Genomic DNA, 25,867 nt, shown 5'->3' on the forward strand with positions numbered 1-25,867 from the left:
AAAGGGGTGACGGTTGCCAATGGCAACCGGAACGCGCAAGCCGGAGCGAGAAGTCAGCAGAGGTCGTAGTAGGTGCTGGTATGGCCGGCGAGGCTAAAGACTGGTGCTGAAGGACCGAAGGAATGGGAGCTGGAATCTGCTCGACCATTCGATTGGGAATGCTTCAGATGCCCGGTAACGGGGCTCGTTAACTGGAGGCCAAGGTGAAGCCGACGCTTCCTCCGACAGCGAAGAACCCGATTGACCGGGTTGAACAAAGATGAGAGCAGGCATTGTGCGCCGGGTATGGCACCATGACCTCAACCGTTCCAACCGCCCGGTGCGGACCCGCATGCCGGGTGGTGTGGGAGGGGCCGGCCATGTTGGCCGCCCCTATCCCGATTGCGTTTGTGGTGCGCATGCAAAATTGGATTCCGGCCTTCGCCGGAATGACGGTCTTTGAGCTGACGATAAAACGTTCTATGCGGCTGCTCATGCACGTCGTTCCGGCGAAGGCCGGAACCTAAGTTCGCTGGACATAGCGAACGTTAGCGTACACCACAATAAAACGCCGGCTCGAAGCCGGCGTTCTCCACTACCCGCTCAAACCGATCAAGCGTCGGTCGCCCGCATCGCCAGATCCTGCGCCTTGAGCTTGGCCGACAGCGGCTTGCCCTTGCGCGCGCGCTTGCCGAAGTGCGGCTCCAGGCCCGAGGCAAACAGCTCCACCGTGCGCGGCTTCGAGCCGGCCCAGGTGCCGATCACGTTCACGCCCTTCTGGTTGATCGGCTGCGCCGCCAGCAGGGTTTCCTTCGGCTCCAGTTCCATCAGCGTCACGCCGCGGCCGCCGTTGGTCAGCACCTTCATCTCGTCGATGCCGAACACCAGCACGCGGCCCTTCTCGGACAGGCAGGCGATCGCGCCAGCGGTGTCGCTCACGATCCGCGGTGGCAGCGGCACGGCGCCCTCGTCGAGCGTGATGAAGGACTTGCCGCCCTTCAGTCGGCTGATCATGTCGCCGGCCTTGGCAATGAAGCCGAAGCCGTTCGACGAGGCCAGCAGCAGGCGCGTCTCCGGGTTGCCCGCGAAGTAGTGCAGGATGCGCACGCCGCCCGACAGGTCGACCAGGGTGGTGATCGGCACGCCGTCGCCGCGCGCGCCCGGCAGGGCAGCCACCGGCACCGAGAAGGACTTGCCGTTGCTGCCGATGCCGATCAGCGAATCGACGGTGCGGCACTCGAAGGCCTGGAGCAGCGAGTCGCCGGCCTTGAAGGTGAACTGCGCCGGGTCGTGGCCGATGCCGGTGCGCGCGCGCACCCAGCCTTTCTCCGACACGATCACCGTCACCGGCTCGTCGATGACCTTCTGCTCGGCCACGGCGCGCTCGGCTTCCTCGATCAGGGTGCGGCGCTCGTCGCCGTACTGCTTGGCGTCCTGCTCGATCTCGCGGATGATCAGGCGCTTCATGCTGGACGGATTATTCAGGATGTCTTCCAGCTTTTCCTTCTCGCTGCGCAGCTCGGCCAGCTCCTGCTGGATCTTGATCGCTTCCAGGCGCGCCAGCTGGCGCAGGCGGATCTCGAGGATGTCCTCGGCCTGGCGCTCCGACAGGCGGAAGCGCTCGATCAGCGCGGCCTTCGGCTCGTCCGAGTTACGGATGATGGCGATGACTTCGTCGATGTTCAGCAGGACGGTCTCGCGACCCTCCAGGATGTGGATGCGGTCGTTGACCTTGCCCAGCCTGAATTCGGTACGGCGGCGCACGGTGACGAAGCGGAAGTCGATCCATTCCTGCAGGATGTCGGTCAGCCCTTTCTGGCGCGGACGGCCGTCGCCGCCGATCATCACCAGGTTCATCGGGCTGGAAGTCTCGAGCGAGGTATGGGCGAGCAGCATCAGCATGAACTCGTTCTGGTCCTGGTTCTTCGACTTCGGCTCGAACACGATGCGCACCGCCGCTTCGCGGCCCGATTCGTCGCGCACGGTATCGAGCGCGCCGAGGATGGTCTGCTTCAGCGCCAGCTGCTCCGGCAGCAGGGCCTTCTTGCCGGCCTTGACCTTCGGGTTGGTGAGTTCTTCGATTTCTTCCAGCACGCGCTGGGCCGAGCAGCCCGGCGGCAGTTCGGTGACCACCGCCTGCCACTGGCCGCGCGCCAGTTCCTCGATCTTCCAGCGCGCGCGCACCTTGAGCGAACCGCGGCCGGTCGCGTACATGTCGGCGATGTTCGAGGCCGGGGTGATGATCTGGCCGCCGCCCGGGAAGTCCGGGCCGGTGATGTGGGTCATCAGCTCGGCATGGGTCATCTTCGGGTTGCGGATCAGGGCCACGGCGGCGGTCGCCACTTCGCGCAGGTTGTGCGACGGGATCTCGGTGGCCATGCCGACCGCGATGCCCGAGGCGCCGTTGAGCAGCACCATCGGCAGGCGCGCCGGCAGCTGGCGCGGCTCGGTGGTGGAGCCGTCGTAGTTCGGCTGGAAGTCCACCGTGCCCATGTCGAGTTCGTCGAGCAGCAGGCGCGACACCGGGGTCAGGCGCGCTTCGGTATAGCGCATCGCCGCGGCGCCGTCGCCGTCGCGCGAGCCGAAGTTGCCCTGGCCGTCGATCAGCGGGTAGCGCAGCGAGAAGTCCTGGGCCATGCGCACCAGCGCGTCGTACACCGACTGGTCGCCGTGCGGGTGCAGCTTACCGAGCACGTCGCCGACCACGGTGGCCGACTTGCGCGGCTTGGCGGTGTGGCCCAGGCCCAGTTCGTGCATCGAGTACAGGATGCGGCGCTGCACCGGCTTCTGGCCGTCCGAGACGTCCGGCAGCGCGCGGCCCTTGACCACCGAGACGGCGTAGTCGAGGTAGGCGCGCTCGGCGAAGGTGGAAAGGGTGAGCGTTTCGGAATCGTCCGAAGGCGCGTTTTGTTGTTCGAAGAGGCTTGCTTGCGTCGTCATGATTGTTTGTTCGTTTCTTGGCGGAGGCTAGTGGCTGCGGTACCAAATTGGGGGGAACAATGCCAGTGGCATTGTTCCCGCCTGCGCGGGAACGACGGTTTTTCGGCCAACAGCTTCGAGACCGTCATCCCCGCGCAGGCGGGGATCCAAGTTTGCATGCGTCACGCCAGCGTCTTAAATATCCGCCTCAGTTTCGTTGCCGTGTTCTTCCAGCCAGGCGCGACGGGCGGCGGCTTCGCCTTTCCCCATCAGCATGTTGAAGCGCGAGGCCGATTCAGGCAGGCTGTACTGGCCGAAGGCGACCGGCAGCAGGCGGCGGGTGTCCGGGTTCATGGTGGTTTCCCACAGCTGTTCCGCGTTCATCTCGCCCAGGCCCTTGAAGCGCGAGATGCTCCACACGCCTTCCTTCAGGCCTTCTTTTTTCAGCTTGTCCTCGATGGCCAGCAGTTCGCCGTCGTCCAGCGCGTACAGCTTCTGCAGCGGCTTCTTGCCGCGCGCCGGCACGTCGACGCGGTACAGCGGCGGACGCGCCACGCAGATGTGGCCGTGGCGGAACAGGGCAGGGAAGTGCTTGAAGAACAGGGTCAGCAGCAGCACCTGGATGTGCGAGCCGTCCACGTCCGCATCGGACAGGATGCAGATCTTCCCGTAGCGCAGGCCGGTCAGGTCCGGGTTGTCGTCGACGCCGTGCGGATCGACGCCGATCGCCACCGCGATGTCGTGGATCTCGTTGTTCGCGAACAGGCGGTCGCGCTCGGTTTCCCAGGAGTTCAGCACCTTGCCGCGCAGCGGCAGGATGGCCTGGAATTCCTTGTCGCGGCCCATCTTGGCCGAGCCGCCCGCCGAGTCGCCCTCGACCAGGAACAGCTCGTTGCGGGTGATGTCGGTCGATTCGCAATCGGTCAGCTTGCCCGGCAACACGGCCACGCCCGAGGACTTCTTCTTCTCGACCTTCTGCAGCGAACGCAGGCGCGATTGCGCCTGCTTGATGACGAGTTCAGCCAGCTTCTTGCCGTATTCGACGTGCTGGTTCAGCCACAACTCGAGCGGCGGGCGGGTGAAGGTGGACACCAGCTTGACCGCGTCGCGCGAGTTCAGGCGTTCCTTGGTCTGGCCCTGGAACTGCGGGTCCAGCACTTTCGCGGACAGCACGAAGGAGACGCGCGCGAACACGTCTTCCGGCAGCAGCTTGACGCCTTTCGGCAGCAGCGAGTGCATCTCGACGAAGCTCTTCACCGCGCCGAACAGGCCATCGCGCAGGCCGGATTCATGGGTGCCGCCGCTCACGGTCGGGATCAGGTTGACGTAGGACTCGCGCACCACGCTGCCTTCCTCGGTCCAGGCCACCACCCAGGCCGCGCCTTCGCCCTCGGCGAATCCCTCGTCGCTGGCGGCGGCGTACTGCGCGCCTTCGAACAGCGGGATCAGGGTCTGGCCGTTCGAGCTTTGCGCCAGTGCTTCGGTCAGGTAGCCGCGCAGGCCTTCGTCGTAGCGCCAGGTCTGGACGTCGCCGGTCTTGGCATTGGTGAGCGTGACGGTCACGCCCGGCAGCAGCACGGCCTTCGAGCGCAGCAGGCGCTGCATGTCGGCCAGCGGAATGTTCGGCGAATCGAAGTACTTCGGGTCGGGGCGGGCAGTAACGCGGGTGCCGTTCTTCTTGCCGCCGCGCTCAGGCGGGCGCGAGCTCAGGGGCTCGACCAGGTCGCCGTTCTCGAACGCCAGCTCGTGCACGCCATTGCCCTCGTCGTCCTTGCGCCAGACGGTGATTTCCAGGCGCGTGGAGAGCGCATTGGTGACCGAGACGCCGACGCCGTGCAGGCCGCCCGAGAAGGCATAGGCGCCGCCCGAGCCCTTGTCGAACTTGCCGCCCGCGTGCAGGCGGGTGAAGACGATCTCGACGGTCGGCACGTTTTCTTCCGGGTGCAGTCCAACCGGGATGCCGCGGCCATCGTCTTCGACCGTGACCGAGCCGTCCGTGTTCAGGGTGACGGCGATGTTCTTGCAGTGTCCGCCCAGCGCCTCGTCGGAGGCGTTGTCGATCACTTCCTGGATGATGTGCAGCGGGTTTTCGGTCCGGGTGTACATGCCCGGACGCTGTTTCACGGGCTCGAGTCCTTTGAGGACGCGGATGGATGATTCGCTGTAGTCAGATGCGGGTTTCTTGGAAGCCATGCTGGTATGTGTAAATTCAATGCTTGCGCATTCTATCTCTTGTCACGCGGAAAGTTGGCCATTTTTGAGATGCCAAACGTGCTTGTTAGTCCACACTATTGTGCTAGATTAAAACGATGTGACCGGAAGTGTTATTGGAAAGGCTGGAAAAGCGATGCCCGCAACCAGATATCCATTTACCGTCCGCCTGGTCGGTTTCGCGCCCCCTGAATGCGTCCAGCTCGAGATGCTGCTGGCGCAAGCCCCGCTGGCAGGGCCGTCGTATTTTTGCCTGCACGACGACAGTTTGCAAGAACCCGACCTGTACATCGCCGATGGCGCCAACCCGGCCGCCCTGGCGCGCCTGGCCTGCCTGCCGCCCGGCGCACTGCAGCCCATCCTCCAGATCGGCGGCGACGGCGCCACTGGCGAGAACGGGCGCCGCACCCTGCCGCGTCCCGTCGACCCTGCCAGCCTGTACGAAGCCCTGGCCGAACTGCTCGATACCCGCGTGCAGGCGCTGGCAGCCCTGGCCGCGCGCGGCGAACGCTGCCTGCCGGAGCGGCGCCGAAGGCCGCGGTTGGCGCCGGACACCGAGGCGCCGGATTATTACACGCGCCTGCGCCAGGGGCCGCCCGATGGCGCCGTACTCATCATCGACAAGGGCGGCGCCTTCCGTGACCATGTGGCGCGCGTCGTTGCCAACACCTTTGTCAATCCCTTGAGCACTACGTCCAGCAATCCCGCCACCATCACCTCCTGCCTCGCCCCGGGCACTACCGCCCGGCCGGTCGAATGGACCGACAGCTGCCGCGCCGCCGTGCGCCTGTGCGACGAGACGCCGGTGTCGCTGGTCATGATCAACACCTGTGCTCCAGGCATCGAACCGTACAGCCTGAGCAGCGCCATCAAGTCGCAGGAAGGGGCAGGGCGTACCGCCGTGCTGTTTCTTGTTGGGCAATCGTTCAAGTACGACAGCCTGCGCGCCCGCGATGCCGGCGTGCGCGGACTGCTCGACAAACCCGTGGCCGACCGCCACCTGCTGGCTACCTTCCAAAAGCTTCTTGCCTTGCCGCTCAATAAGCCTTAATAAAAAATACTGTAATTGCATACAGTATCAACCGAAACGCGAAATCCCGCAAGCTGCCGGTTTTGCAACATGCCCGCGCGTCGCGATGAGCTTTTTGTAACAACTTCAAATCGTGCGCGGCCGTGGCGCGGCTATATTGCTAGTCATGGCGCAAGACGAACCGACACCACCTCCGGAAGTGCCCGGCCCCCCGATCGAGAAACGTCCCGAAGCCCCGGTGCGGGTGCCGGACCGGCGCGCGACCCAGGGGCAGACCATGCGCGGGCATGCCAAGTACCAGCGCGACGGCGACACACCGCTGGCGCTGGCCGGGCGCGTCATCGGCTCGCGCTGGCGGGCCCTGCGCGAACGCTTCAACCGCGATTTCATGCACCGTACCCTGCATATCGGGGTGTCGGCGCGCATCTTCCATCCGGAACCCGGCGCCCGGGGCCTGCTCAGCAAGAACCTGCAATACCTCGAAGAATCGATTGCCCAGTGGGTGATGTCGCGCGACGTACTGGTGTTCATGATCCCCACCGTGAACACGAACGGCTTGCTCCATCCCAGCAACATCACCTTGCGCCACTATGCGCGCCACCTCGACGGGTTGGTGCTGCAGGGCGGGGCGGACGTGGCGCCGCAGACCTATTCCGAGGTGCCGACCCGGCCCGAATGGAGCGGCGACCGCGCACGCGACGTCTACGAGCTCGAGCTGCTGCACGAATTCGTCGACGCCGGCAAGCCGGTGCTGGGCGTGTGCCGCGGCTGCCAGCTGATCAACGTCGCCTTCGGCGGCACGCTCTACCAGGACGTGCTCACCAACGTGCCCGATGCCCTGGCCCACGTGCAGGACATCTACGATGCGCACCGCCATGCGATCCGCTTCCCGGCCGGTTCCTCGCTCGGCAAGATGTTCCACGGCGTCGAACGGCCGATCGTCAATTCGATCCACCACCAGGCGGTCAAGGAACTGGGGCGTGATATCCGCGTCGAGGCCTATTCCGAGCCCGACGGCATCGTCGAGGCGATCCGCTACGAGCGGGCCGACTTCGTCATGGGCCTGCAGTGGCACCCGGAATTCCACCGCGCCGGCGGTGTCGAGCTGCTCGACTGCACGCCGGTGCTGGACGAATTCCTGCGCGCCGCGCGCGAGACCCGGCTGTAACAAACGCTTGCTTTCATCTCCCGGCCGGACAATAATGAATGAGAATCATTCTCATTAATTCGATTGTTTTCTTGGGAGGTGTGCATGAGTATTCCTGTCGCAGACCCTGCGCGCAGCCAGGACGTGCTGCTGGTTGCGTCGCTGTTGCACCTGATGTCGCACTACACCGCGCGCGGCGACGGCGAGCAGCCCTGCGTCAAGCTGGCGTCCGTGATCGAGCGCCACCTGTGCGCGCTGTCGCGGCTGCCGGACGCCGATCCGGTGCTGCGGGCTACCTGCGAACAGCTGGCCGAGCGCTGGGCGGGGCTGGTGGACGCGCAGCTGCCGCGGCCGGTGAAGCAGCCACTGCTGGCCAGGTTTATGAAAGGGAGCTGGGGTGGGAAGACGGTAGTGGCGCAGTGAGGTCTCTTTGCGTTAATCCACCACATAGCTACTGTTATTGTTGGCGGTAGCACGTCATGCGCGCCACTGGCGCCCATGACTCCCGGCGTAGGCCGGGATCCAATTTCTTCAACTAGCACCTACGCAGAACTTGGGCACCGGCCTTCGCCGGTGCGACGGTCTTCAAGTTGCCGTGTATCGTCGAGATAGCGCGACATTCGCCGAATTGGGCTCCCGCCTTCGCGGGAGCGACGAATCGGCAGCCGCGGGCCATCAGCCCTGCCGCCAGCGCATCCGCCGCTCGCCCCTGAAGCGCTGGATCGCCCCGTTCACCATGCCTTCGACGCTGCCTTCGCGCTCGAAGACTTGGCGCAGCTGGGCCGCGTCGCTGCCTTCGCGCGCGGCCTGCGCCAGGTGCTGCAGCGCCTCGACGCTGCCCAGCGCCTCGGCATGCGGCATCATCCTTTCCAGCGTGGTGAGAATATCTTCGCGCATCGGCACGTTGGCATAGGTCTTCGGATGCGTGATCGCGCCCTCCAGTCCGAAGCGGCAGGCCTGGAAGCGGTTGTAGTTGTAGACTAGGTAGTCGTCTTCCACCGGCGGCGCGTCGACGCGCTGGAGCAGGTGGCGGCACAGGGCCTGCAGGTACGCCGCCAGCGCCGCCGCGCGCTCCACCGTGAGCGGCGTGTCGCACACGCGCAGCTCGATGGTGCCGTATTCGGGCTTGGGCCGCAGGTCCCAGTAGAAGTCCTTCATGCTCTTGATGATGTTGGTGCGCTCCATCTTGGCGAAATACACGTCGGTGAACTCCTGCCAGCTCAGGACGAAAGGCGCGCGCCCGCTCATCGGGAAGGCGAACACGGAATTCAGCCGCGCCGAATCGAAGCCGCTGTCGTGTCCCTGCACGAAGGGCGAGGAGCTCGACAAGGCGATGAAGTGCGGCAGGTAGCGGTTCAGCGCGTGCAGCAGGTACAGGGCATCGTCGCCGTTGGCGCAGCCGATGTGCACGTGCTGGCCGAACACGGTGAACTGCTTGGCCAGGTAGCCGTACAGCTGCGACAGGTATTCGTAGCGCGGCTTGCTCGAGATCTTCTGGTCCGACCAGTGCTGGAACGGATGGGTGCCGCCGCCCGCGATGCCGATGTTGAGCATGTCGCCGGCCGCCACCAGGGTGTCGCGGATGGCCCGCAATTCGTCCAGCAGCGGCCCATAGGACGAGTGTACGCTCGAGTTAATCTCGATCATGCTCTCTGTGATCTCGGGCGTCACGTTGCCGGGGAAGGGCTTGCGCTTCAGGAGGTGCAGCAGGTCGGGTGCCGCCGCGGTCAGGTTGAAGTCCGACAGGCTGACCAGCTGCAGTTCCAGTTCGACGCCGAAGGTGAGCGGCTGCGAGGAGGTGAAGGCTTCAAGCGGCATCGGGACGCTCCGGAGCTTCGCGCGCCCACACCAGGGCGCGCTGGATGATGACAGGGCCGAACACTTCGAGCAGCATCGTCACCGCGGCCATCGCGCGCAGTTCCTCGACGACGTGCACGCCCGCGTGGCGCGCATGTTCGATCAGCAGGATCACGAACACCGACAAGGGCGCCAGCCCCAGGCTGGTGAGGGCGCCCTTGCGCCACGACACGCCGGACAGGTGGGCAAACGCGGTCACCCCGATCGTCTTGGCCAGCTGGCGCACCGCCACCACGATCACCGCCAGCGTCGCGCCGGTCGCCACCTGGCGCCAGTCGAGCGTGGAGGCGGCGTAGATGAACAGCAGCACGGTCAGCACTTCGCCCAGCGCGCCGAAGTTGCGCTGCGCCTGGCTGAACGCGACGCGGCGATGGCGCGCCGTCAGGCCGAACATGAGCGCCGCGATGTAGGGCGAGAGCGAGCCGGCGTCGCAGATCGCCACCAGCAGCACGATGGCGAGCGCGAACGCGGCGGTGGCGTCGTGGCGCGGGTTGTGCAAGGCGCGCAGCAGGGCGGGGACGGCGACCCCGAACACCGCGCCGACCAGCGCCGACCCGGCCAGTGTGATGAGGCTTTGCCACAGGGCCTCGCCCACCGCATCGAAGGTGTGGAAGATCCAGAAACCGATGATGGCGTTGAAGGCGAACACCGCCAGCACGCAGTTCAGCGCCGTCAGGTGCAGCACGCGCTCGGTGACCTGGCCCGAGCTGCGGTATTCGTTGATGACGCGGACGATGGTGGCGGGCGAGGTGCCCATCGACAGCGCGGCCATCATCAGCGCCACCAGCTGGGAACTGCCGAAGGCCAGCGCGACCAGGTAGACCAGCCCGAAGGTGAGCACGCTTTCCGCCAGCCCGGCCACCCCGATCCAGGGATTGTGGCGCAGCCAGCGCAGGTTGAAGCGGTAGCCCAGTTCGAACAGGATCAGGCCGAAGGCGATGTCGGCCAGCAGCGCCACCGGGCCGGCGTCCGGCGCCGGCAGCACGCCGATCTGGGTACTGCCCAGCGCGAAGCCGGCCAGGCCATAAAAGCTGATGCGGGGCAGGCCGGTGAAGCGCTGGCCGAATTCGCCGGCCAGCCAGGCAATGGCGAGCGCGATCGGCCACGCAAGGCTGGTCAGGATGGGCAGCAGGTCCGGCATCGGTTCTCCCTCTCGTTCGACCGATATATGGTCGTTTTGTTAATTCTACAAGAGGGTCTTGCGCGCACGATTGACCTGCGGAGGGTCTTACTTCGAGAGCAGCCGCATCGCCCGTTCCAGCCCCTCCAGCGTGATCGGGAACATCCGGTTATTCATGATCTGCCGGATGACGGCGATCGATTGCCGGTATTCCCACAGGTGTTCCGGCTCGGGATTGAGCCAGGCGAACTTGGGGAAGGCGCCCGTGAAGCGCGCCAGCCAGGCGGCGCCGGCTTCCTCGTTGTTGTACTCGACCGAGCCGCCCGGCGCCAGCACCTCGTAGGGACTCATGGTGGCGTCGCCGACAAAAATCACGCGGGTGTCGTTCGGGTAGGTGCGCAGCACGTCCCAGGTCGGGAAGCGCTCGCTGTGGCGGCGCCGGTTGTTCTTCCACAGGTAGTCGTAGACGCAGTTGTGGAAGTAATAGAACTCCATGTTCTTGAATTCGCTCCTGGCGGCCGAGAACAGTTCTTCCACGCGCTCGATGTGGTCGTCCATCGAGCCGCCGACATCCAGCAGCATGACCACCTTGATGCGGTTCTTGCGCTCGGGCTGCATGCGGATGTCGAGGTAGCCCGCGTTGCTGGCGGTGGCGCGGATGGTGTCGTCCAGCGCCAGTTCTTCCGCCGCCCCGGTACGGGCGAAGCGGCGCAGGCGGCGCAGCGCCACCTTGATGTTGCGGGTGCCGAGTTCGCGCTCGTCGTCGTAGTCGCGGTAGCTGCGCTGCTCCCAGACCTTGACCGCGGTGCGGTTGCGGCCCTGGCCGCCGATGCGGATGCCTTCCGGGTTGGTGCCGCCATTCCCGAAGGGCGAGGTGCCGCCAGTGCCGATCCACTTGCTGCCGCCTTCGTGGCGCCCCTTTTGTTCCTTCAGCAGTTCTTCCAGGCGCTGCTGCAGCTTGTCGTAGCCGAGCTTTTCCAGCGCGGCCTTTTGTTCGGGCGTGAGCTCGCGCTCGAAGCGCTTGAGCAGCCAGTCGAGGGGAATGTCCGCCTTCTCGTCGAACACCGCGTTCACGCCGTGAAAAAAGGCGCCGAAGGCACGGTCGAACTTGTCGAAGTGGGCTTCGTCCTTCACCAGCGTCAGGCGCGCGAGGTAGTAGAACTCGTCGAGCGAAGGCGCGGTCACGCCCTGCTGCAGGGCTTCCAGCAGGGTCAGGAATTCCTTGATCGTGACCGGGACCTTGGCGTCACGCAGGGTGTAGAAGAAGTCGATCAGCATGGTTCAGCCTCGCGCGTGCCGCTCCAGGCGCTCGTGCAGGGCGCGCTTGATGGGCGGCCATTCGCTCCGCAGGATGCTGTACATGACGGTGTCGCGCACCGTGCCGTCGCGGCGCAGGGCGTGGTGGCGGATGACCCCGTCCTTCTTCGCGCCCAGGGCTTCGATGGCGGCCTGCGAGGCGAAGTTCTCGCAGTCGGTGCGCAGGCCGACCACCCCGCAGCCGAGGGTATCGAAGGCGTGCGACAGCAGGAGCAGCTTGCAGCTGGTGTTCACATGGGTGCGCTGGACGCGCCTGGCGTACCAGGTGTAGCCGATCTCGACGCGGTCCACGCTTGGCACGATGTCGTGGTAGCTGGTCGTGCCCAGCACGCTGCCGTGGCGCGCGTCGACCACGGCGAAGGCGAGGCGGTCGCGCGTGTCGAGCGCGGTGCCGATGTACTGCGCCGCATTGTGCGGCTCGGGCACGCTGGTCACGCGCAGCTTCCACAGTTCGCCGTCGCTGGCGGCGGCGCGCAGGCCGTCCTCGTGGTGCGGCGCCAGCGGCTCCAGGCGCAGGCCGTTGAACTCGAGCGTGACCGGCAACACCTTGATCATCGGTTCATCCTCGACATGGTGATCAGGCGTTCAAAGAGGTGCACGTCCTGCTCGTTCTTCAGCAGCGCGCCGTGCAGCGGCGGCACGATGGCCTTGCTATCCTGGCTGCGCAGGGCTTCCGCCGGGATGTCCTCGGCCAGCAGGAGCTTGAGCCAGTCGAGGAATTCTGAGGTCGAGGGCTTCTTCTTGATGCCGGCGACCTCGCGCAGCTCGTAGAAGCTCTGCAGCGCGGCGGCCAGCAGGTCCTGCTTCAGGGTCGGGAAGTGCACCTTGACGATGTCGGCCATGGTGTCCCGGTCCGGGAATTTGATGTAGTGGAAGAAGCAGCGGCGCAGGAAAGCGTCCGGCAATTCCTTCTCGTTGTTCGAGGTGATGATCACCAGCGGGCGGTGCTTGGCCACCACCATCTCGCGCGTCTCGTAGACGTAGAATTCCATGCGGTCCAGTTCGCGCAGCAGGTCGTTCGGGAACTCGATGTCGGCCTTGTCGATCTCGTCGATGAGCAGCACGGTCGGTTCCGGCGCCGTGAAGGCCTGCCACAGCACGCCCTTGACGATGTAGTTGTGGATGTCGCGCACGCGCTCGTCGCCCAGCTGCGAGTCGCGCAGGCGCGACACCGCGTCGTACTCGTACAGGCCCTGCTGGGCCTTGGTGGTCGACTTCACGTGCCACTGCAGCAGCGGCATGTCGAGCGCGGCCGCGACCTCTTCGGCCAGCATGGTCTTGCCGGTGCCCGGCTCGCCCTTGATCAGGAGCGGGCGGCCGAGCGTGAGCGCGGCGTTGACGGCCAGTTTCAGGTCGGCGGTGGCGACGTAGTTGTCGCTGCCTTCGAAGCGTCGGGAAGCGTGCATGGGCGTTGTCGGATTCGAGTGAAATGAAGGCGAGTATATGCCAGAACACAGGTGCGGACAGGGCTGCGCGCGTTTGTAGACTGGTGACAACTCTTCAGATAGAATCGACAGGTTGGTAGTCCATTTGCTAACTTTTTGTGCGTTTGCGGTATTCGAATTACAACTAACGAGCCACACCCATGAAAACATCTTTAGCAGTACTGGCATTGGCAGGGTTTGCCGCCAGCGCAATCACGACCGGCGCGGCCGCCGCGGCGGAAGTTGTCGGCAATCCGAAAGCAGCACCGGCCAAGATCGAAATGTGCATCGGCTGCCACGGCATCCCGGGCTACAAGTCGGGCTTCCCCGAGGTCTACCGCGTTCCCATGATCGGCGGCCAGTCGGCCAAGTATATCGAAAGCGCACTCAAGGCCTATCGCAAGGGCGAGCGCAAGAACCCGTCGATGATGGGCATCGCCGCCTCGCTGAGCGACCAGGACATCGCCGACGTCGCCGCCTACTACGCGCAGCAGACCCCCGCCACCGCCAAACGCTAAGGACCAGCCAATGAAAAAACTGATCTACGCGCTGGTTGCCGGCGCTTTTGCCCTGAACGCTACGGCGGCCGACGTCTCGAAAGGCGAGGCGCTCGTCAAGAAGTACAACTGCGCGTCCTGCCACGGCGCCGACTACAACAAGCCGATCGACCCGAGCTATCCGAAGCTGGCCGGCCAGCATGCCGACTACCTGGCCCACGCCCTGCGCGCCTACAAGCGCGGCGCCGGCGCCAACGGCCGTATCAATCCGATCATGGCAGGGCAGGTGCAGCCGCTGTCGAACAAGGACATGGCGGACATCGGCGCCTACCTGGCCAGCCTGCCGTCGCAGTTCGTGGTCAGCAAGTAACAAGACACAGCAGCTTCCAGCGGTTCCGGCTGCCAGCTGGTAAACTGTCGATCCCCCCGACCGGGCAGCCGGCGGGGGGATTTTGTTTTCCGGAGCCCCGATGCAGCCACTTTCCCCGTCCCACCTCAAATCCAACCTGCTCAGCGGCCTGACCGTCGCCCTGGCACTCGTCCCCGAGGCGATCGCCTTCGCCCTGGTGGCCCAGGTCTCGCCGCTCACCGGCCTGTACGCCGCGGTGCTGGTTTCCTTCATTACCTCCGCGTTCGGCGGCCGCCCCGGCATGATCTCGGCCGCGGCCGGATCGCTGGCGGTGGTGATGGTGGCGCTGGTGGTGCAGCACGGGCCGCAGTACCTGTTCGCGGCCGTGGTGCTGATGGGCGTGCTGCAACTGCTGTTCGCGGCCGCGCGCCTGGGCAAGTTCATCCGCATGGTGCCGCACCCGGTCATGCTCGGCTTCGTCAACGGCCTGGCGCTGGTGATCTTCGTCGCCCAGTTCGGCCACTTCAAGACGCCGGGCCCGGACGGCACGATGCAATGGATGGGTGGCCCTGAACTGGCCACGATGCTGACGGTGGTCGCCGCCACCATGGCGGTCATCTACCTCACGCCGCGCTTTACCAAGGCGGTGCCGAGCACCCTGGTCGGCATCCTGGCGGCCAGCGCCGGCTGCGCGCTGCTGGGCATCGACACCAAGACCGTGGGCGAGCTCGGTTCGATCGCCGGCGGGCTGCCCAGCTTCGCGGTGCCCGAGGTGCCGTGGAACCTGGAGACCCTGCGCATCGTCTTCCCGTATGCGCTGGTGCTGGCCGGCGTCGGCCTGATCGAGTCGCTGCTGACGCTCACCCTGCTCGACGAGATCACCGACACCCGCGGCCAGCCCAACCGCGAATGCCTGGCGCTGGGCGCGTCCAACGTCGTCACCGGATTTTTCGGGGGCATGGGCGGCTGCGCCCTGATCGGCCAGAGCATGATCAACGTGAACAGCGGCGGTACCGGGCGCCTGTCGGGCATCGTGGCTTCCCTGTTCCTGCTGTCGTTCATCCTGGTCGGATCAAGCTGGATCGAGCAGATCCCGCTGGCGGCGCTGATCGGCGTGATGTTCGTGGTCTGCGAGAAGACCTTCGAGTGGGGCACCTTCCGCCTGTTCGGCAAGGTGCCGCGGGCGGACGCGCTGGTGATCGTGCTGGTGGCGGGCATCACCCTGGCCTTCGACCTGGCGGTGGCGGTGCTGGCCGGGGTGGTCGTCTCGGCCCTGGTGTTCGCCTGGCAGCACGCCAAGCAGATCCGCGTCACCACCGGCTCGGATGCGCAGGGATGGAAGGTCTACGAGCTGGAAGGCACGCTGTTCTTCGCCTCGGTGACCGGCTTCCAGGGGATGTTCACGCCGAAGACCGATCCGCAGGACGTGGTCATCGAGTTTCGCCGCGCGCGCGTGGCCGACCACTCGGCGATCCAGGCCATCGACGCCCTGGCCGAGCGCTACCGCGCATTGGGCAAGCGCCTGCACCTGCGCCACCTGAGCCCGGACTGCCGCGAGTTGCTCGAACGCGCCCGCGACATGATCGAAGTGAACCTGCCGGAAGACCCGCGCTACCACGTCGCGGACGACAAGCTGGGCTGATCAGTCGCCCAGCTTGACGAAGCTCTGCCCCGTGTCCGCGCAGCTGTCGGCGAGCTGCTTGTCGAGCGCTTGGGCCTGCTCGGCCTGGCCGTGTGTGCGGTGCCAGTCGCCCATCGCCGACAGCGCGGCGCAGCGGCGCTTCTTGCCCGCTTCGCGGTCGTCCGCCGCCTGCGCCAGCAGCTTGTCGGCGGAAAGCTTGCCAAGGTAGAAGTCGGCAATCGGCTTCGGCCATTCGTCGCGCTCGCTGCGCCCGAAGGTGGTGGCCAGTTCCGACTTGGCCAGCTCGGCTTCGCCCTGGCGTACGCGGGCGACGTACAGGTAGAAGGCGCCGTTGCGCTCGGCCGGAAGCTTGTCGAGCGCGCTGCGCAGGCGCGGGATCGCGGCGGCATAGTCGCGGCCTTGCACCAGCCTGCGTCCGGTGACCAGGTTGGCATGCGGGCTGCCGCCCTTGGCGGCTTTCTCCAGCCACTCGGCGGCAAGGGCATCGTCGCGCGCGGCACGGTTGCCACTGCTGTAGGCGCCGGCCAGCATCATTTGCGCGGAAGGATTGCCGCCCTCGGCCTCTGCCAGCATCCAGGGCTCGAGCGTGCGCCGCTGGCCGAAGGGGTCGCCGCCCACGTAGGAGAAATACAGCTTGTTCTGGCTCATCGCGAACAGTACCCGGTGGGCGCGCAGGAAGTCGGCGCCGAGGATCACGTCGGCCACGTCCAGTCCCGAATTCTGCACCGCCATTTCGGCATTCTGGACGGTTTCCTCGCCGATCTGGAAGGTCTTGAGCGTCACGTACCAGCGCGAGGCGGTATAGCCGCCGATGCCCACCAGATCGGAACCACGGGCCTCCGGCGTGTCGAACGCGATCCCCGCGCGCTTGGCCCCCTTGCTGCTGATCGAACTGATGGTGGCGCCGGTATCGATCATGGCTTCCAGTTCCACGCCATTGATGCGTACCATGAAGTAGGGGTTCATGTGATCCTGGTCGTGGCGCCGCATCGGTACCGACTGCACGTCCTTGGCCCAGTAACCCAGGTGGGTGTTGCGGCAATTCTCCGGCACGAAAAAGGTCAGCTGCTTGGTGGGCAGCGAGATCTCGACGTCGGTCTGGAACAGGAAGGGCGCGCCGAGGATGCCGTCGTAGGAAGGCGTGTCGCCGAAGGTCCCGACGACCGGCATGTTGCTGCGGCCCGCGCGGACCGGGCCGACGATGAATTCGTTGACGATCGAGGCGTACAGCATGGACAGGCCCCCGATGCCCGAGGTGCGGCGGCCGGTCTCATAGAGCCGGATGGCGCGCCGCTCGGTGCCCGTGCGCGTCAGCACCGTCTGGTAGGCGCCGGTGTCGACCAGCAGCTCGGCCGGGGTGCCGTTGATGCTGCCCTCGGTGGTGATCTCCAGGCCCGGGCCGCTATAGCGCAGCGGCAGCTTGCCGATCGGCGTATACGTGCAGGTCTGCGCGGCGGCATGGGCAAGGGGGAGGAGCGCGCAGGCCGCGCCCAGCAGGCGGAGGATCGTTCTCATGCGTACATACTAGGAGGGGAGTTGTAGTCTCGGCAATCCTGTATGCATAAACCTTGCACGCTGCAGCTAAACTGTTGCGATTTGGAACATGATACAAAAAATGCGGCATGTGCCGCATTTTTGAATCACGTTGCCACGCCCCTCAGCGCGTGGCGCGCTGGCGTACGCATTCGATATAGGCTTCGGTATCCGGCGGCAGGCCGCCGCGCTGCGACTTCCAGATCATCTCGCCGAGGCATTCCATGATCTCGTGGTGCGCCTCGTGCTCGCCGATGCGGGCCACCAGCAGGTCGTGCGCGGCCTTGATGCCGCGCGGCTGGTCGATCGAGACCTGCTCGGCGATCGACAGGTGCATCGACAGGTGCAGGAAGGGATTCGGCTTGCCGCCTTCGACCGAGTAGTCGCGGGCGATGGCCGCTTCGACGTCGTCGAGTTCGGCGTGGTATTCGGGATGCTGGACGATCCAGTCGGCCGCGATGGCGTCCATCGGGCTCAGGATCTCGCCGTTGCGCTGCTTGCGCAGGGCTTCGCAGAAAAAGCGGCGCACGTCGTGCGAGGACGGAGTGAACATGGCTGGGGAGGGAGAAAAAAGGCAGGAAGCCGGCATTCTAGCGCTTCCTGCCGCTGTCTGCTCTACGTGGCCTTGCCGGCAGGCGCGGGCGCGGGCCCGCACTCCGGGCGGTGGAACATGATCGACTTGGCCTTTTCGATGTCGCCCGTGGCCGCCGCATGCTCGCCCATCATGGTCTTGGCCATGCAGACCTGGCCCCTGGCGCGGGTCTTGTCGTCGCGCGCTTCCTCCAGCAGTTCCTGGTCGTCCAGCTTGCCGAGGAAATAACGCGCGACCGGATTTGGCCACTGGTCATTGTCGTCGCGCCTGAAGGCCTTTTCCAGGTCGGCCCTGGCCGCCTCGCCTTCGCCCTGGTGCAGGCGCGCCAGGTAGAGCCAGAGGGCGGCGCTGCGGTCGCCCGGGAGCTTGTCGAGGCCCAGGCGCAGGTGCTGGGCCGCCTGCGCATACTGGCGGCGCGGCATGTGGCCGCGTCCGATGGCGAAGTTGGCAAACGCATTGCCGCCGGCGGCGGCGCGCTCGAGCCAGGCCTTGGCCTGGGCCGGGTCGCGCGGCACGCCCTGGCCGCTGCCGTGCAGCGTGGCCAGCATCATCTGGGCGTCCGTGTTGCCGCCGTCCGCCTCCTGCTGCATCCAGGGCTCGATGCCGCGCCGCTGGCCGAGGGGCTCGCCGCCGATGTAGCTGATGTAGAGCTTCCGCTGGCTCATGGCGATCAGGACCCGGTGCGCGCGCAGGAAGTCCACGCCGAGCAGCACGTCGATGTCCTGGAGGTCGGTATCGATCACGCCGACCCGCGCATTGCTGATGGTCTCGGGGCCCAGTTCCAGCTTGTCGAACACCGTCACCCAGCGCGGCACCATGGCCTCGCCGATGCCGGCGCTGTAGCCGGCGCGTTCGACGCCCGGCGCGTCGAGCTTGAGGCCGGCGCGCTTGGCGGCGGCAAGCGTGACGACGGTGGTCGAGGAACCGCTGTCGATGATGGCATTGAGCTTTTTCCCGTTCAGCAGGACGGTGAAATGGGGATTCGGGCTGTCGCTGTAGCTGCGCTCGAAGGGGATGACGACCGCCTGGCGGTCCCAGTAGGCCAGGAATTCATCCTTGCGGCAGTCGAGCGGCCGGAAGAAGCGGATCTGCTTTTCCGCCAGCGAGAATTCGAGGTCCGCCTGCAGCAGGAAAGGGGCGCCGACGATGCCGTCGAAGGCCGGTGCGACGCCGAAGTCGTGCAATACCCTGAGCGTGCCGGGCCTGGAAGAGGCCGGGCCGGCACGGAATTCCTTGAAACGGGTCTGGTAGACGCGGCTGTAGCCGCCGATGCCCAGGCTGCTCCGGCCGGTGTTCCACAGTGCCATGTCGCGCGGCTCGGTGCCGGTGCGCGTCAGCGCCGTGTCGCTGGCGCCGGTGTCGACCAGCAGGGTGGCCGGGGTGTTGTTGAGCGAGCCCTCCATGGTCAATGCGAGACTGGGCCCGGTATAGCGCACCGGGACACTGGCGACATTGACGTACTTGCATCCCTTGGGCGCGTCTTCCTGCTGCGCATGGACGGGCAAGGCGGCGAACAGGGCGGTGAGGGCGAGGAGGCGGGTGAGCGGGTTCATCCGGACATTGTCATGGCTGGATGAAGTATTGACAATTCGACCGGCATAAAGCGCGGGGTGAAACAGGGCATCCGCCGCGGGCGCGGCGGGAGAAAGCCATGGGGAGCGTGCTGCTCCCCATGGTGGTTCGGCTTACTCGTCCGGCGTCAGCACCAGCGAACCCGGCGTGGCCGGTTCCGCCTTGGCCACGGCGCCGGCCAGCACGGCCTGCTGCTGGGCCGGCTTGCCGCCGCCCTGGGCGCGGCTGTGCGGCTGGCGCAGGTAGCGCGCGCTGTGGCGGCGTTCGCCGTGCTGGCCCTTGGCCGGCCAGGTGATGAAGCGCGACAGCTCCTGCAGCGCCCGCTGGTAGACATCGCGCTTGAACTCGATGACCACGTCCAGCGGCACCCAGTAGTCGTGCCAGCGCCAGGCGTCGAACTCGGGATGGTCGGTCAGGCGCAGGTTGACGTCGTTATCGCGCGCCATCATGCGCAGCAGGAACCAGATCTGCTTCTGGCCACGGTAGTGGCCGCGGATCTCGCGCTTGATGAAGTGGTCGGGCACTTCATAGCGCAGCCAGTCGCGGGTGCGGCCCACGATCTTGACGTGCTCCTGCCGCAAACCGATTTCTTCCTCGAGTTCGCGGTACATCGCCTGTTCCGGCGTCTCGCCGTATTTGATACCCCCTTGCGGAAACTGCCATGAGTGCTCGCGCACCCGCTTGCCCCACCACACCTCGTTGTTGGCGTTCAGCAGGATGATGCCGACGTTGGGGCGGAACCCTTCACGATCGAGCATAAGTGCACCTCGAAACTTTCTGCCGGCCGTACGATCCTTATATTTTTACCCACAAAGTGCCTTGCCTACCGTGCCGGCTGGTTGCCGACCGGGCAGGTGATGCTTGTTCCGGACCCATTTGTAGAAAGATTGGACGCATCAGCCAGCTAATCCTTTAAAATTAGGTCGATTATAACCCTCTCTTTTTAAAAAGAATTCACGGATATGCGCGCCTCACGATTTTTTATTTCAACTCTTAAAGAAGCGCCTTCGGACGCGGAAATCGTCAGCCACCAGTTGATGATGCGCGCCGGGATGATCAAGCGCCTCGGTTCGGGCATCTACACCTACATGCCGACCGGCCTGCGCATCATCCGCAAGGTCGAGAACATCATCCGCGAAGAGATGAACAAGGCAGGCGCGATCGAACTGCTGATGCCGCTCGTGCAGCCGGCCGAACTGTGGCAGGAGACCGGCCGCTGGGACAAGATGGGCCCGGAACTGATGCGCGTGAAAGACCGCCATGGCCGTGAGTTCGCCATCCAGCCGACCTCGGAAGAAGTCGTCACCGACGTCGTGCGCAGCGAGCTCAAGTCCTACCGCCAGCTGCCGATCAACTTCTACCACATCCAGACCAAGTTCCGCGACGAGCGCCGTCCGCGCTTCGGCCTGATGCGCGGCCGCGAGTTCACCATGAAGGATGCGTATTCCTTCGACCGCGACGTCGAGGGCATGCAGAAGTCCTATGCGACCATGTTCGATGCCTACACCAGGATCTTCACGCGCTTCGGCCTGAAGTTCCGCGCGGTGGCGGCCGACAATGGCGCCATCGGCGGCACCGGCTCGCATGAATTCCACGTCATTGCCAGCACCGGCGAGGACGCGCTGGTGTACTGCCCGGATTCGGACTACGCCGCCAACATCGAAGCGGCCGAAGCACTGGCCAGCGGCGCGCGCGCAGCAAGCACCCAGGAACTGGTCAAGACCTCCACGCCCGGCAAGACCAAGTGCGAAGCCGTGGCCGAACTGCTGAACATCCCGCTGCAACACCACGTCAAGAGCATCGCCCTGACCGTCGAGAACGAAGGCAAGAAGAGCTACTTCCTGCTGCTGCTGCGCGCCGACCATGAACTCAACGAGATCAAGGTGAACAAGGTGCCGGGCCTGAAGGAATTCCGCTTCTCGACCGAAGCCGAAATCCAGGAAGTCTACGGCACCGTGCCGGGCTACCTCGGTCCGATCGGCACGAAACTGCCGGTCACGGTGGTGGCCGACCGCACTGTCGCCAACATGGCCGACTTCGTCTGCGGCGCGAATGAGGCGGACTACCACTACGTCGGCGCCAACTGGGGCCGCGACTGCGCCGAGCCGCTCGTTGCCGACCTGCGCAACGTGGTCGAAGGCGACCCTTCGCCGGACGGCAAGGGCGTGCTGGCGATCGAGCGCGGCATCGAAGTGGGCCACGTGTTCCAGCTCGGTACCGCCTATTCGGAAGCGATGGACGCCACCTTCCTGGACGAAGCCGGCAAGCCGGCCCCGCTGCAGATGGGCTGCTACGGCATCGGCGTGACCCGCATCCTGGGCGCGGCGATCGAGCAGAACTACGACGACAAGGGCATCATCTGGCCGGATTCGATCGCCCCCTTCGAGCTGGTGCTGTGCCCGATGGGCCTGGACCGCAGCGAGATGGTCAAGGAACAGACCGAGAAGCTGTACGCCGAACTGCAGGCGGCTGGTGTCGACGTGATCGTCGACGACCGCGGCCTGCGTCCGGGCGCGATGTTCGCCGACTGGGAACTGATCGGCGTGCCGCACCGCGTCGTGATCGGCGAGCGCGGCCTCAAGGAAGGCAACCTGGAATACCAGGGTCGCCGCGACGAAGCCGCCACCAGCGTGCCGGTCGACGGCATGGTCGCCTTCATCAAGGGCAAGCTGGGCAAGTGAACCTGGCAACGCTGTTCCCCTTCGCAGCCGGTGCGCTGTTCGCCGGCGCGCTGCTGCTCGCCGGCGCGGCGCATGCCGGCAACCAGAAGGAAGAAGCGCTGGCCGATTCGGTTCGGCTGGCGCTGGCCAACGCCATCAACGACAGCCGTCCGCCGAAGCCGGTGCTGCGCGACGAGCAAGCGCGGGCGCGCTACCAGGCCTGGTTCGACGAGATGTCGCGCCGGCTCGCCAAGCGCATCCCGGACGCCTCGTCGCGCACCGAATTCCTCGAGTCGGTCTGGTACGAATCGACCCGGGCCGGCCTCGACCCGGGGCTGGTGCTGGGCCTGATCCACGTGGAGTCGGCCTACCGCAAGTACGCCATTTCCATCGCCGGCGCGCGCGGCTACATGCAGGTGATGCCGTTCTGGACCAAGGTCATCGGCGACAGCGACCGCCGCAAGCTGTTCCACATGCAGACCAACCTGCGCTACGGCTGCTCGATCCTGCGCATGTACATCGACATGGAGAAGGGCAACCTGTATCTCGCGCTCGGCCGCTACAACGGCAGCCGCGGCAAGCCGCAGTATCCGAACGCGGTGCTGGCGGCGTGGAAGCGCTGGGAGTTCAAGCCGGCGGCCTGAGCATCGCGCCAACAATCCCGCAACAATTCCTCACGCCATATGCACATGGCAAGGTGTAAACTCGTCCATTTCCAGACGTAGAGGACCCCCATGCGATTGTCCACCCTTGCCGGCGCCGCCTTGCTCGCCCTGCTTACCGGCTGCGCCGCCGTGCCGCCCACTTCCCAGGCACCCGCGCAGGTCCAGCACGACCAGCGCGCCAGGAACGTGATCTTCTTCCTCGGCGACGGCATGGGCCTGAACACGCTCACCGCGGCGCGCATCTTCCACGCCGGCGAAGCGGGCGAACTCACCATCGACCGCCTGCCCGAATCGGCCTTCGTGAAGACCTTCTCGAACGACGCCATGGTCACCGACAGCGCCGCCGGCATGGCCGCTTACATGACCGGCGTGAAGCACAATAACGGCGTGATCTCGATGTCCTTCGGCACCCGCTCGGTCGCGCCGGGCAAGGATGCCAACGGCAATGCCCTGGTCAGCCAGTGCGAGGGCGGCTCGCCCGCCCCCACGCTGCTGGAACTGGCGCGCAAGCGCGGCATGGCGCTGGGCGTGGTCACCAACACCAGCGTCACCGACGCCACCCCCGCCTCCGCCTACGGCCATGGCTGCCACCGCAAGCTCGAGACCGATTTCGCGGCCATGCTGGTGCCGGGCGGCGCCGGCTATAACGGGGCGCTCGGTCCGCGCGGCCTGGACGTGATGTTCGGCGGCGGCGCCCAGTTCTTCACGCCCTTCGCGCGCGGCGGCAAGCGCGCCGATAACCGCGACCTGCTGGCCGAACTGGGGCAGCAGGGCTTCCGCGTCGCCCGTGATACCGCAAGCTTCAACGCGCTCGCCCTCGACGCGCAGCAGCCGGCCATCGGCCTGTTCGCCCAGAACCACATGGATTACGACGCCACCCGCGATGGAGCGAAGCAGCCGAGCCTGACCGAGATGACGCGCAAGGCCATCGACCTGCTGGCCCCGCACGCGGGGGAGCAGGGCAAGGGCTTCTTCCTGGTGGTGGAGGGCGGCCTGATCGACCATGCGCTGCACGCCACACTGGGTAAGCGCGCGCTGCAGGAAACCGTGTCCTACAACGACGCCATGCAGGCCGCGCTGGAGAAGATGGAAGCCCTGGATCCGGGCCTGAAGAACACCCTGATCGTCGCCACCGCCGACCATGACCACACGCTGCTCCTGAACGGCTACACGGCCCGTACCGGCAAGACCACGCCGACCAACCCGGGCGTGCTGGGCCTGGTACGCAACCTGGACGGCAGCCCGAAGCTGGACAAGGAAGGCCGTCCCTTCACCATCATCGGCTTCGGCACCGGCGAGAACCGCACCAATGGTCCGCGCTCCAGCCAGCCCGCGCTCACCGACGAGATCGTGACGCGCGACGACTACCACCAGGAAGCGGTGGTGCGCACGCGCACGGGCGCCGAAACCCACGGCGGCACCGACGTCTACCTGGGCGCCGCCGGCGCCGGCGCGGAACTGTTCCGCGGGACCATCGACAACACCCGCGTCTTCGGCCTGATCAAGACCGCCGCAGGCCTGTAAGGAATCCATTCATGAACAAACGACTCAACTTCCTGCTGGCCGCCAGCCTGGCAAGCAGCTGCGCGATGGCCGCGCCGCAGGCCAAGAACATCATCTTCTTCCTCGGCGACGGCATGGGCCCGACCACCATCAGCGCCGCGCGCATCTTCAAGCACGGCGAGGACGGCCTGCTGAACTTCGAACGCCTGGAGCGCACCGCGCGCATCAAGACCTATTCGAACGACTTCCAGACCACCGACAGCGCGCCCTCGATGGGCGCCTACATGACCGGCGTGAAGATCAACCAGGACGGCATCTCGATCAAGGATGCGCGCGCCATCGATCCGGAGAAGGACGCCAACGGCAACCGCACGATCGACAAGTGCGCGCCGAACGACGGCGTGATCGTGCCGACCATCCTGGAGCTGGCCAAGGCGCGCGGCAAGTCGGTGGGCGCGGTGACCACCACCGAGCTGACCCACGCCACGCCGGCGTCGACCTTCTCGCACGTCTGCCACCGCGACGCGGCCTACGCCATCGCGCGCCAGATCGTGCCGGGCGGCGAAGGCTACAACCGCGCGCTGGGCGACGGCGTCGACGTCCTGATGGGCGGCGGGCGCCACCACTTCACGCCCTTCGACAAGGCCGCCAATCCGAAGGGCCGCGCGGACGGGCGCGACTTGATGGCGGAGTTCGCGGCGCAGGGCTATGCCGTCGGCAAGACCCGCGCCGACATGATGTCGGCGCGCCCGGGCCGCAAGTTCGTCGGCATCTACAGCGCCGACACCCACATGGACTATTCGCTGGCGCGCCGCCCGGAGCAGCCGACCCTGACCGAGATGGCCCTGAAGGCGATCGAGCTGCTCTCGAAGGATCCGGACGGCTTCTTCCTGATGGTCGAAGGCGGCAAGATCGACCATGCGCTGCACGACACCAACGCCAAGAACGCGCTGGCCGACACGGTGGCCTTCGACGAGGCGATCCAGGCCGCGATCGACCGCATGCGGAGAATCGATCCGGGACTGGAGAACACGCTCATCGTCGTGACCGCCGACCACGACCACACGATGGTCCTGAGCGGCTATCCGAAGCGCGGCAGCAAGGTGCTGGACATCGTGCACGACTACGCCAGCGGCCAGCCGAAGAAGGACGCCGACGGCAAGACCTTCACCGCGCTCCTGTTCGGCAACGGCAAGGTGCGCCCGGACCTGCGCGCCGACGTGGACAGCGCCGTCGCCCTGGGCGACGAATACCGTCAGGAGGCCGGCGTGCGCACCGTGTACGAATCGCACGGCGGCGGGGACGTGAAGCTGTTCGCCACCGGCGCCGGTTCGGCGCCGTTCAAGGGGACGATGGAGAACACGCAGGTGTTCCACCTGATGAAGGCGGCAGCGGGCCTTTGAATCGTAGGGTGGGCGGGTCTCCCGCCCACGCGTTCAAATCACGGTAATGCTGCCCGTGCGGCTGTTCATGCCCTAACTATCACCGCGTGGGCGTTTGTAATTCCGGCCATTGGCCGAAATTACCCCGCCCACCCTACAAAGGCACCAAAACAAAAAGCCCCGGTCTCCCGGTAATGCCGTTCAGTTAAGGTAGCTTCTTGACCTTCCGGACGGCATAACGCTTCGGCGTTGCCTTGACGGCCCGGTCGCATTTGCGGCCGGGCCGTTCATCTTTCAGAAGGCTAACCAGCCTTTCCCGCAAATGCTTCATTGATGCGGGCAATTTTCCATATGATCTGGTCACGCCTGCCCAATGCAGCTCGAACTGGATCAGGTGGAAAGCACGGATGAAGCTGACCTCAGTTGGCTCGCATTTGACCGTCAGCGCAGCCTTGGCGATTTCAAGGC

At 65.8% G+C, this 25,867-nt stretch carries 22 protein-coding genes and 1 pseudogene; 11 read left to right on the forward strand and 12 right to left on the reverse strand.

The window, feature by feature from the left end; genetic code table 11:
• Positions 1-359 precede the first annotated feature (359 nt).
• On the forward strand, positions 360-506 hold the full coding sequence (locus YWC_RS33150) for a hypothetical protein (RefSeq protein WP_156923902.1): 147 nt from the start codon (positions 360-362) through the stop codon (positions 504-506).
• 85 nt (positions 507-591) lie between these two features.
• Here YWC_RS33150 and parC read toward each other — a convergent pair whose 3' ends face one another.
• Positions 592-2,919, reverse strand: coding sequence for a DNA topoisomerase IV subunit A (gene parC / locus YWC_RS0125395; protein ID WP_027867885.1), 2,328 nt, complete (start codon positions 2,917-2,919; stop codon positions 592-594).
• Positions 2,920-3,093: 174 nt separating this feature from the next.
• The gene (locus YWC_RS0125400) at positions 3,094-5,091 is read right to left on the reverse strand and encodes a DNA topoisomerase IV subunit B (protein ID WP_027867886.1); all 1,998 of its coding nucleotides are present in this window, start codon (positions 5,089-5,091) and stop codon (positions 3,094-3,096) included.
• Between the two features lie 154 nt (positions 5,092-5,245).
• On the opposite strand from YWC_RS0125400, the gene YWC_RS30870 reads away from it, so the two are divergent.
• The 3 genes from YWC_RS30870 (at position 5,246) to YWC_RS0125415 (ending at position 7,709) form a co-directional block, all read left to right on the forward strand.
• The gene (locus YWC_RS30870; protein ID WP_027867887.1) at positions 5,246-6,160 is read left to right on the forward strand and encodes a response regulator; all 915 of its coding nucleotides are present in this window, start codon (positions 5,246-5,248) and stop codon (positions 6,158-6,160) included.
• Between the two features lie 145 nt (positions 6,161-6,305).
• Positions 6,306-7,307 (forward strand): gamma-glutamyl-gamma-aminobutyrate hydrolase family protein, encoded by a 1,002-nt coding sequence (locus tag YWC_RS0125410; protein ID WP_027867888.1) that lies wholly within the window; start codon positions 6,306-6,308, stop codon positions 7,305-7,307.
• Between the two features lie 84 nt (positions 7,308-7,391).
• Positions 7,392-7,709 carry a hypothetical protein gene (locus YWC_RS0125415; RefSeq protein WP_027867889.1) on the forward strand — a complete coding sequence of 106 codons (318 nt, stop codon included), beginning with the start codon at positions 7,392-7,394 and terminating at the stop codon, positions 7,707-7,709.
• 252 nt (positions 7,710-7,961) lie between these two features.
• On the opposite strand, the gene YWC_RS0125420 is transcribed toward YWC_RS0125415, so the two are convergent.
• The 5 genes from YWC_RS0125420 to YWC_RS0125440 all read right to left on the reverse strand — a co-directional run bounded on the left by YWC_RS0125420 (position 7,962) and on the right by YWC_RS0125440 (position 12,986).
• A complete protein-coding gene (locus YWC_RS0125420) occupies positions 7,962-9,104 on the reverse strand; it encodes a YbdK family carboxylate-amine ligase (RefSeq protein ID WP_027867890.1) in 1,143 nt (380 codons plus the stop codon).
• The gene (locus tag YWC_RS0125425; protein WP_027867891.1) at positions 9,094-10,284 is read right to left on the reverse strand and encodes a cation:proton antiporter; all 1,191 of its coding nucleotides are present in this window, start codon (positions 10,282-10,284) and stop codon (positions 9,094-9,096) included. Before YWC_RS0125425 ends, YWC_RS0125420 begins: the two co-directional genes overlap by 11 nt.
• Positions 10,285-10,371: 87 nt before the next feature.
• Positions 10,372-11,541, reverse strand: coding sequence for a vWA domain-containing protein (locus YWC_RS0125430; RefSeq protein ID WP_027867892.1), 1,170 nt, complete (start codon positions 11,539-11,541; stop codon positions 10,372-10,374).
• Positions 11,542-11,544: 3 nt separating this feature from the next.
• Complete coding sequence (locus YWC_RS0125435; protein WP_027867893.1) at positions 11,545-12,135, reverse strand: GNAT family N-acetyltransferase; 591 nt, start codon at positions 12,133-12,135, stop codon at positions 11,545-11,547.
• The gene (locus YWC_RS0125440) at positions 12,132-12,986 is read right to left on the reverse strand and encodes an AAA family ATPase (RefSeq protein ID WP_027867894.1); all 855 of its coding nucleotides are present in this window, start codon (positions 12,984-12,986) and stop codon (positions 12,132-12,134) included. Before YWC_RS0125440 ends, YWC_RS0125435 begins: the two co-directional genes overlap by 4 nt.
• A gap of 179 nt (positions 12,987-13,165) precedes the next feature.
• Here YWC_RS0125440 and YWC_RS0125445 point away from each other — a divergent pair, with 179 nt between their 5' ends.
• From YWC_RS0125445 to YWC_RS0125455, 3 genes are all read left to right on the forward strand, one after another.
• Positions 13,166-13,522 (forward strand): c-type cytochrome, encoded by a 357-nt coding sequence (locus tag YWC_RS0125445; RefSeq protein WP_027867895.1) that lies wholly within the window; start codon positions 13,166-13,168, stop codon positions 13,520-13,522.
• Between the two features lie 10 nt (positions 13,523-13,532).
• On the forward strand, positions 13,533-13,871 hold the full coding sequence (locus tag YWC_RS0125450) for a c-type cytochrome (protein WP_027867896.1): 339 nt from the start codon (positions 13,533-13,535) through the stop codon (positions 13,869-13,871).
• A 100-nt stretch (positions 13,872-13,971) separates the two neighbouring features.
• Entirely contained in the window at positions 13,972-15,492 is a 1,521-nt protein-coding gene (locus YWC_RS0125455) for a SulP family inorganic anion transporter (RefSeq protein WP_027867897.1), read from the forward strand.
• Here the strand turns inward: YWC_RS0125455 and YWC_RS0125460 are convergent, their stop codons facing one another.
• From YWC_RS0125460 to YWC_RS0125475, 4 genes are all read right to left on the reverse strand, one after another.
• Positions 15,493-17,007, reverse strand: coding sequence for an aspartyl protease family protein (locus YWC_RS0125460; RefSeq protein ID WP_027867898.1), 1,515 nt, complete (start codon positions 17,005-17,007; stop codon positions 15,493-15,495).
• Between the two features lie 142 nt (positions 17,008-17,149).
• On the reverse strand, positions 17,150-17,578 hold the full coding sequence (locus tag YWC_RS0125465; protein ID WP_027867899.1) for a DUF1841 family protein: 429 nt from the start codon (positions 17,576-17,578) through the stop codon (positions 17,150-17,152).
• 62 nt (positions 17,579-17,640) lie between these two features.
• Positions 17,641-19,170 carry an aspartyl protease family protein gene (locus YWC_RS31825; protein ID WP_027867900.1) on the reverse strand — a complete coding sequence of 510 codons (1,530 nt, stop codon included), beginning with the start codon at positions 19,168-19,170 and terminating at the stop codon, positions 17,641-17,643.
• Positions 19,171-19,302: 132 nt separating this feature from the next.
• Positions 19,303-19,947, reverse strand: coding sequence for an RNA pyrophosphohydrolase (locus YWC_RS0125475; RefSeq protein WP_027867901.1), 645 nt, complete (start codon positions 19,945-19,947; stop codon positions 19,303-19,305).
• 204 nt (positions 19,948-20,151) lie between these two features.
• Here YWC_RS0125475 and YWC_RS0125480 point away from each other — a divergent pair, with 204 nt between their 5' ends.
• From YWC_RS0125480 to YWC_RS0125495, 4 genes are all read left to right on the forward strand, one after another.
• Positions 20,152-21,870: a proline--tRNA ligase gene (locus tag YWC_RS0125480; RefSeq protein ID WP_027867902.1), complete on the forward strand. Its 1,719-nt coding sequence runs from the start codon at positions 20,152-20,154 to the stop codon at positions 21,868-21,870.
• Between the two features lie 2 nt (positions 21,871-21,872).
• On the forward strand, positions 21,873-22,493 hold the full coding sequence (locus tag YWC_RS0125485) for a lytic transglycosylase domain-containing protein (protein ID WP_084416600.1): 621 nt from the start codon (positions 21,873-21,875) through the stop codon (positions 22,491-22,493).
• A gap of 90 nt (positions 22,494-22,583) precedes the next feature.
• Positions 22,584-24,038 (forward strand): alkaline phosphatase, encoded by a 1,455-nt coding sequence (locus YWC_RS0125490; RefSeq protein ID WP_036216063.1) that lies wholly within the window; start codon positions 22,584-22,586, stop codon positions 24,036-24,038.
• 11 nt (positions 24,039-24,049) lie between these two features.
• Positions 24,050-25,420 carry an alkaline phosphatase gene (locus YWC_RS0125495; RefSeq protein WP_027867905.1) on the forward strand — a complete coding sequence of 457 codons (1,371 nt, stop codon included), beginning with the start codon at positions 24,050-24,052 and terminating at the stop codon, positions 25,418-25,420.
• Positions 25,421-25,604: 184 nt separating this feature from the next.
• Here the strand turns inward: YWC_RS0125495 and YWC_RS33425 are convergent.
• Positions 25,605-25,867: pseudogene (locus YWC_RS33425) on the reverse strand (IS4 family transposase); the annotation flags it as partial.

It is taken from the genome of Massilia alkalitolerans DSM 17462 (assembly GCF_000427785.1).
Classification (GTDB): domain Bacteria; phylum Pseudomonadota; class Gammaproteobacteria; order Burkholderiales; family Burkholderiaceae_D; genus Telluria; species Telluria alkalitolerans.